We start from the raw sequence: 6623 nt of genomic DNA on the forward strand, positions 1-6623 counted from the left end.
AGATGAGCGGCTATCTGAGGAAAATGTGGAAAACCTTCCTTTTGTTCCTGAGCTTTTGTGGAATACTGGGTTTGACCTTCTGGCTTTACGGCTGTTCCCTGGAACCTGTATTTTATGGAGCAGCACTGTGTATGATCCCGGCAGCAGGTGCATTTTTGTACGGATGGAACAGATTCCGCAAAGAGAAGGAGCAGCTGGAACGGATCAAAGCTCTTCTTCCTCTGGAACTGGAGACGCTTCCGAAACCGGAAGATGAGAGAGATGAGCTGTTGCAGCAGATCATTTGCAGACTGAATCAGATGCGTATGGATGCAGAAGAAAAAAGAGTGCGTTCCCATCAGGAAATGACAGACTACTATACCATGTGGGTCCATCAGATCAAAACACCCATTGCAGCCCTTCGCCTGATTCTTTCGGAAAACACAGAGAAGAACCGGTCAGCGGTCAGCGAGCTGTTCCGGGTAGAGGAATATGTGGAAATGGTTCTGGGATACCTGAGGACAGAAGATATGTCTTCGGATATGCAGTTTAAAGAATGCAGTCTGGACAGTATTATCCGGGAGCAGATCCATAAATACGCGTCGGTGTTTATCGGGAAAAAACTGAAACTGGATTATGCAGGAGTGGAAGAGTGTGTGCTTACGGATCCGAAATGGCTGGGATTTGTGATTGGGCAGTGCCTTTCCAATGCGCTGAAATACACAAAAACAGGAGGAATCCGTATTTATCTTTCGGAGTCGCGTCCTCACACGCTGGTGATCCGGGATACAGGCATAGGAATCAGATCGGAAGATCTTCCAAGAATTTTTGAAAAAGGGTTTACCGGCTGTAATGGAAGATGTGAAGAACATTCTACAGGGATCGGACTGTATCTTGCCAGAAAGATCATGCATAAGATGAATCAGGATATCACAGTGGAATCAGAACCAGGTCAGGGAACAGAGGTATATTTATACCTTGGAAGACCGGACGGAGAGCTTTTTTAAAAGCAGATTCTGTGAATCTTACAAAAATGTCACATATAAGGGGGAACTGTAAGCCAAATCTATGGCAGGCAGGTTCCCTTTTTTGTATACTGAGATCACAAAATAAAACCATATCCGGTACACAGAAAAACAGGAAATCTGTGCAGACCGGGAGAATGCATATGATTGGAGGAAACAGAAGCATGGCATTACTGGAAGTAACGAATGTGAAAAAAATATACACCACCCGATTTGGAGGAAATCAGGTGCAGGCTTTAAAGAATGTGACGTTTTCTGTAGAAGCAGGAGAGTTTGTGGCTATTATGGGTGAATCGGGATCCGGAAAGACCACACTTCTTAATATACTGGCTTCTCTGGACCGTCCTACGGAGGGGGAGGTGCTTCTTGAGGGAAAAAGCATTGTCCGTCTTACAGAAAAGGAGATTTCTGCTTTTCGGAGAAAAAATCTGGGATTTGTATTTCAGGACTTTAATCTTCTGGATACTTTCAGTCTCAGAGATAATATTTATCTGCCTCTGGTACTGGCAGGAGAGGATTATCGTGAAATGGAGCAAAAGATCCGGCCTATAGCGAAGGCTCTCCGGATCACAGATATTCTGGATAAATATCCCTATGAGGTTTCAGGAGGGCAGAAACAGAGGGCGGCAGTAGCCAGGGCTTTGATTACCAGTCCAAGGCTTGTGCTTGCGGATGAGCCAACCGGGGCTTTGGATTCCCGGGCTGCTTCAGCTCTTCTGTCCATGTTTGAGGAGATCAATCAGGAAGGACAGACCATTCTTATGGTAACTCACAGCGCCCAGGCGGCAAGCCATGCTTCCAGAGTTCTGTTTATAAAAGACGGAGAAGTGTTTCATCAGATTTACCGGGGAACAAAGACAACCCAGGAAATGTATCAGATGATTTCAGATACACTGACCATCCTTATGACAGGCGGTGAGACCTATGCGTAAAGGAATGTTTCTGAGGCTTGCCCTTACAAATATCAAAAAGAACCGGGGTACCTTTGTACCGTATATTCTGTCCTCCATAGGCTGTATTGCCGTTCTCTATATTATGCTGTTTATTGTCCATAATCCGGATACCCGAAACATTCGGGGCGGCAGTGATGTGGCTATGATTGTCAGCATGGGAGTTTTTGTACTGGGAGTTTTTTCTGTGATTTTTCTTTTGTTCTGCAACAGCTTTCTTATGAAGCGAAGACAGAAGGAGATTGGTCTTTATAATGTGCTTGGTATGGAAAAACGTCATATCAGCCGAATGCTTCTGGTGGAAACACTGATCACAGGCGCAGTCAGTCTTACAGGGGGCATTGGAACAGGAATCCTTGGAAGTAAGCTTGCCCTGCTGTTTCTTCTGAAGATGCTACACCTTCCGGTACAGTTTGGATTTTATGTTACCTGGGAGGGCGTGAAGATCTGCGCGGCTTCCTATGGTATGATTCTTGCTGTGACTTTACTGCAGAATCTCAGCAGGGTCCATCTCAGCCGTCCGGTGGAGCTGCTTTCCGGAAAGAGCGTCGGGGAACGGGAGCCAAAAACCAAGCTTCTTATGGCAGTTCTGGGATTTGCATGTCTTGGGGGAGGATATTATCTGGCTGTAACCACAAAATCGGTAATGGACGCTCTGGTGATTTTTCTTCTGGCAGTGCTTCTTGTTATGGCGGGAACCTATCTGGTATTTACAGCAGGAAGTATTATGATCCTGAAGCTGATGCGCCGGAAAAAAAGCTTCTATTATAAAATACAGAATTTTACCAGCGTTTCCGGAATGCTGTACCGCATGAAGCAGAATGCTGTGGGACTGGCAAGCATCTGTATTTTAAGTACGGGAGTACTTTTGATGATATCTTCTGCCGTCAGTCTGAATATGGGAATCGAAGATGCGGTGAAGTCACAGTATCCTTATGATGTGAATGTTGGATTTTATGGATATTCTTATGAGGAAGCAGAAGAAGCACAGAAGTTTATGAGAAGCGAGGCGGAAAAAAGCGGAATTCCGGTGAAATCTGTGGAGTCTGAGATTAGCCTTTCTGCTGTGGGATTTTTTGACGGACATCATTACACCTTTGATTATGGTGGGGAAAAGCTGAAAAAGTTGAAAGAACAGGAAATTATGGAGCTGGTGGTGATCCCGGAGAAATATTATCAGAGTCCGGATGGGGAAAAGATATCCCTGGAAAACGGAACCGTACTTATCTGGGGAGCCGAAGGAAAGAGTATAGATATTGGCGGCCGGGAATTTTCTGTTGCAGGAAAATTAAAGGAAGAGCCGGATATATCCGGGCTGCTGGGCGTAGAATATGTAAGTTCCATTTATCTTGTAACAAACCCGGAGACATTTAAACAGATCAGTGAAATTCAGAGAAAGGAAATGGAAAAAGGCGGCTCTATGGGGTATCGGATGAAATCTTCTCTGGGAATTATGGTAGATGGAGAGGATGACCAGGCTGTTGCCCTGAGAAATCTTTTTGACGGAAGTATTGAAAAATTCCGCAGTCAGGGATATTTCACACAGGAGGGAGAGACTGTGTCAAACCGCGCAAGGGCAGTGGAAAAAGAAAATTTCTACGGGCTGAACGGAGGACTGCTTTTTGTGGGAATCCTTCTGGGAGGTGTGTTCCTGATGGGAACGGCTCTTATTATCTATTATAAACAGATTTCCGAAGGTTATGAGGACCGTGAAAGATTTCAGATCATGAGAAAGGTAGGAATGAGCCGCAGAGAGGTACGCTCTTCTATCCGCAGACAGATCCTGATGGTATTCTTCCTTCCTCTGCTGGCTGCATGTGTTCATATTGGTATGGCCTTTCCGCTGATGAAAAAACTTTTGCTGATGATCGGTATGAGCAATGACCGTCTGTTTCTTCTGTGTACGGCAGCTACCGTGCTGATGTTTGCAGCTATATACGGGCTGATCTATATGGTTACGGCCAGAGCTTATTATCATATCCTGGAAAAGGCGGAATAAGAAAGAAATGATTTTTATTTACAATCGTCCTGTTAAAACGTATAATGAGATACGGAATAAGGAGTGTGAATAAGAATCATGGAACAAAAGACAAATAAACAACAGTTTATACGGGGACTCCATGACGGGGTCCCTATTGCATTGGGATATTTTGCCGTGTCCTTTACATTTGGAATGATGGCTGTGTCCGGAGGGATGTCGGTATGGCAGGCAACGCTGATCTCTCTGACAAATCTTACATCGGCAGGACAGTTTGCCGGACTTGATATTATGATCGCCTGCGGTTCTCTGTGGGAGATGGCTCTGACACAGCTGATCATCAATCTGCGTTACAGCCTGATGTCATTTTCTGTTTCTCAGAAGCTGGAGAGAAACCTGGCTCCCTGGCATAGATATGCGGTGGCGTTTGGCATGACGGATGAGATTTTTGGCGTCAGTATCAGCCAGCCGGGGAGGCTGAATCCTTTTTATAATTATGGGGCAATGAGCGCCGCCATTCCAGGATGGACATTAGGAACCCTGGTGGGAGCCATGGCTGGAAACATCATGCCGGGATTTATGGCAAGTGCGTTAAGTGTGGCCATTTATGGAATGTTTCTGGCACTGATCATTCCTCCGGCAAAAAAACACAGGGCAGTATGTAAGGTGGTTATAGGATCCATGGCGATGAGTAGCCTGTTTGCTTACATGCCGCTGCTGAACAGGGTTTCTTCAGGATTTGTGATCATTATCACTACGTTGGTAGTAGCAGGAGCTGCTGCATATTTCTGCCCTGTTGGAGACGGAGAGGAGGAAAAACCGTGAATCACAGTATTTATATGTATATTTTTGTAATGGCGGCAGTAACCTATCTGATCCGTATGCTGCCTTTGGTCCTTTTTAAAAAAGAGATTACCAGTCCATTTTTGAAATCTTTTTTGTATTATGTCCCCTATGCCTGCCTGGCAGCTATGACATTCCCGGCAATCCTGACGGCGCCGTCTTCGGGAATGATCGCCGGAGCAGCAGGACTTATCGCAGCTCTTATCGCAGCATATTGGGAAAGAAGTCTTCTGACAGTAGCGCTTATTGCATGTGGAGCAGTGTTTGTAGTGGAAAGAGTGCTGGAAATGATTGGCTAATAATGTCCTGTTTACAGCAGTTTTTACTATTGCATCAATGGGAATGTGTGTGATAGAATATATTATAAGTGTTTATATGAGGGTAAGTGGAAAAAACACAAGACAGGTTAAACACCTGTACAATGAATGAAAGGAATTACTGAAGTTGGATAAGGTAAAAACAGACTACGGAGAGATATTAGATGACAAAAGCCGGGATGAAGTGGAAATTGATCTTTTGGAAATTTTGAAAGCATTGAAAAACAAGATCATGTTTATTCTGGCAGCAGGTCTTCTGGCTGCCTGTATCAGCGGAGCATTTACACATTTTGCAGTTACACCTATGTATCAGTCTATGTCTAGTATTTTGGTTCTTTCAAAAGAAACCACACTGACATCGCTGGCTGATCTTCAGTTAGGAACCAGCTTGACAAGTGATTACACAGTACTGATTAAAAGTACTCCGGTTTTGGAGCAGGTGATAGAAAATCTGAATCTGGATATTTCTTATGAAGAATTGAAAGCGAAGACTACTATTACTAATCCTACGGACAGCCGTATTCTTGAAATTACAGTTGAGGATGCAGACCCGATTTTGGCAAAGAAGATTGTGGATGAGATCGCGGAAGTTTCTTCTGATTATATTGGTGATAAAATGGAGGTTATTCCGCCTAAGATTATTGAAACAGGAAAGATTCCTGTTGTAAGATCCTCACCAAGTGTAAAAAAGAACGTACTTCTTGGATTTGTGTTTGGTGCATTTGTATGTGCAGCGCTGATTGCAGTAAATGCAATTATGGATGATTCTCTGAAAACAGAAGAGGATATTGTTAAGTATTTGGATACTTCTGTCCTTGCGGTTGTTCCAGACAGAAAAGATTATGTGAACTATAGTAAACGAAGAAACAGACGCCATTAAGGTGAAGGGAGTAGCTGTTTGATGAGAAATGTTGAGATAGAGGATATAAGAAAACCGAATTATTTTTATGACGAAGCAATTAAAACATTAAGGACAAATCTTCAGTTGTCAGGAAAAAGAATAAAATCTATTCTGATAACTAGTAGTTATCCAAATGAGGGAAAAAGTGATATCTCTATCAGTCTTGCAAAAGAACTAAGCAGTATTGGCAAAAAAGTGCTTCTGATAGATGCAGATATTCGAAAATCAGCTTATTTTACACATTTTCGTGTGAACCAGGAAGTGAAAGGAATGTCGCAGTTTCTTAGTGGACAGATTGCAGTAAAAGATCTGATTTACGCCACTAATTATGAAAATTTGGATATTATTTTTGGAGGTTCACCGGCTCCTGATCCTACAAGCTTACTGGGAGATGAGATTTTTGGTGCATTTATGAAAGAAATTAGAGGTTATTATGATTATATAATTTGTGATACACCTCCAGTAGCAAATATTATTGATGCGGTGCTTGTGGCGAAATATTGTGATGGAGCTATTTTCGTTGTGGAGCAGGGAGCAGTCAGTTATCGTGTTGCGCAGAAGGCGATGAATCGTCTTAGAAGAGCCGGATGTAGGATTTTGGGTACTGTATTAAATAAGGCGGATCAGACT

Annotated in this window: 7 protein-coding genes; all 7 read left to right on the forward strand. The window is 43.4% G+C overall.

Annotation, left to right across the window (positions count from 1 at the left end; genetic code table 11):
- Positions 1-2: 2 nt before the first annotated feature.
- Positions 3-986: a sensor histidine kinase gene (locus RDS42_RS02275; RefSeq protein ID WP_308782168.1), complete on the forward strand. Its 984-nt coding sequence runs from the start codon at positions 3-5 to the stop codon at positions 984-986.
- A 182-nt stretch (positions 987-1168) separates the two neighbouring features.
- Entirely contained in the window at positions 1169-1936 is a 768-nt protein-coding gene (locus RDS42_RS02280; protein WP_308782175.1) for an ABC transporter ATP-binding protein, read from the forward strand.
- Positions 1929-3953, forward strand: a complete 2025-nt coding sequence (locus RDS42_RS02285; protein ID WP_308782169.1) for an FtsX-like permease family protein — start codon at positions 1929-1931, stop codon at positions 3951-3953. Before RDS42_RS02280 ends, RDS42_RS02285 begins: the two co-directional genes overlap by 8 nt.
- A 78-nt stretch (positions 3954-4031) precedes the next feature.
- Entirely contained in the window at positions 4032-4757 is a 726-nt protein-coding gene (locus tag RDS42_RS02290; RefSeq protein WP_308782170.1) for an AzlC family ABC transporter permease, read from the forward strand.
- Positions 4754-5074 (forward strand): AzlD domain-containing protein, encoded by a 321-nt coding sequence (locus RDS42_RS02295; RefSeq protein ID WP_308782171.1) that lies wholly within the window; start codon positions 4754-4756, stop codon positions 5072-5074. The genes RDS42_RS02290 and RDS42_RS02295 overlap by 4 nt, the downstream gene beginning before the upstream one ends.
- Positions 5075-5219: 145 nt before the next feature.
- Positions 5220-5972, forward strand: a complete 753-nt coding sequence (locus tag RDS42_RS02300; RefSeq protein WP_308782172.1) for a Wzz/FepE/Etk N-terminal domain-containing protein — start codon at positions 5220-5222, stop codon at positions 5970-5972.
- Positions 5973-5993: 21 nt separating this feature from the next.
- A partial coding sequence (locus tag RDS42_RS02305; RefSeq protein ID WP_308782173.1) for a CpsD/CapB family tyrosine-protein kinase occupies positions 5994-6623 on the forward strand: 630 nt, incomplete at its 3' end.

It is taken from the genome of uncultured Blautia sp. (assembly GCF_902497045.1).
Classification (GTDB): Bacteria; Bacillota; Clostridia; order Lachnospirales; family Lachnospiraceae; genus Blautia_A.

Bases quoted from the DNA above. Each gene is read 5' to 3' on its own strand.
- RDS42_RS02280 (WP_308782175.1), top strand. From the start codon at position 1,169: ATGGCATTACTGGAAGTAACGAATGTGAAAAAAATATACACCACCCGA.
- RDS42_RS02290 (WP_308782170.1), top strand. From the start codon at position 4,032: ATGGAACAAAAGACAAATAAACAACAGTTTATACGGGGACTCCATGAC.
- RDS42_RS02275 (WP_308782168.1), top strand. From the start codon at position 3: ATGAGCGGCTATCTGAGGAAAATGTGGAAAACCTTCCTTTTGTTCCTG.
- RDS42_RS02285 (WP_308782169.1), top strand. From the start codon at position 1,929: ATGCGTAAAGGAATGTTTCTGAGGCTTGCCCTTACAAATATCAAAAAG.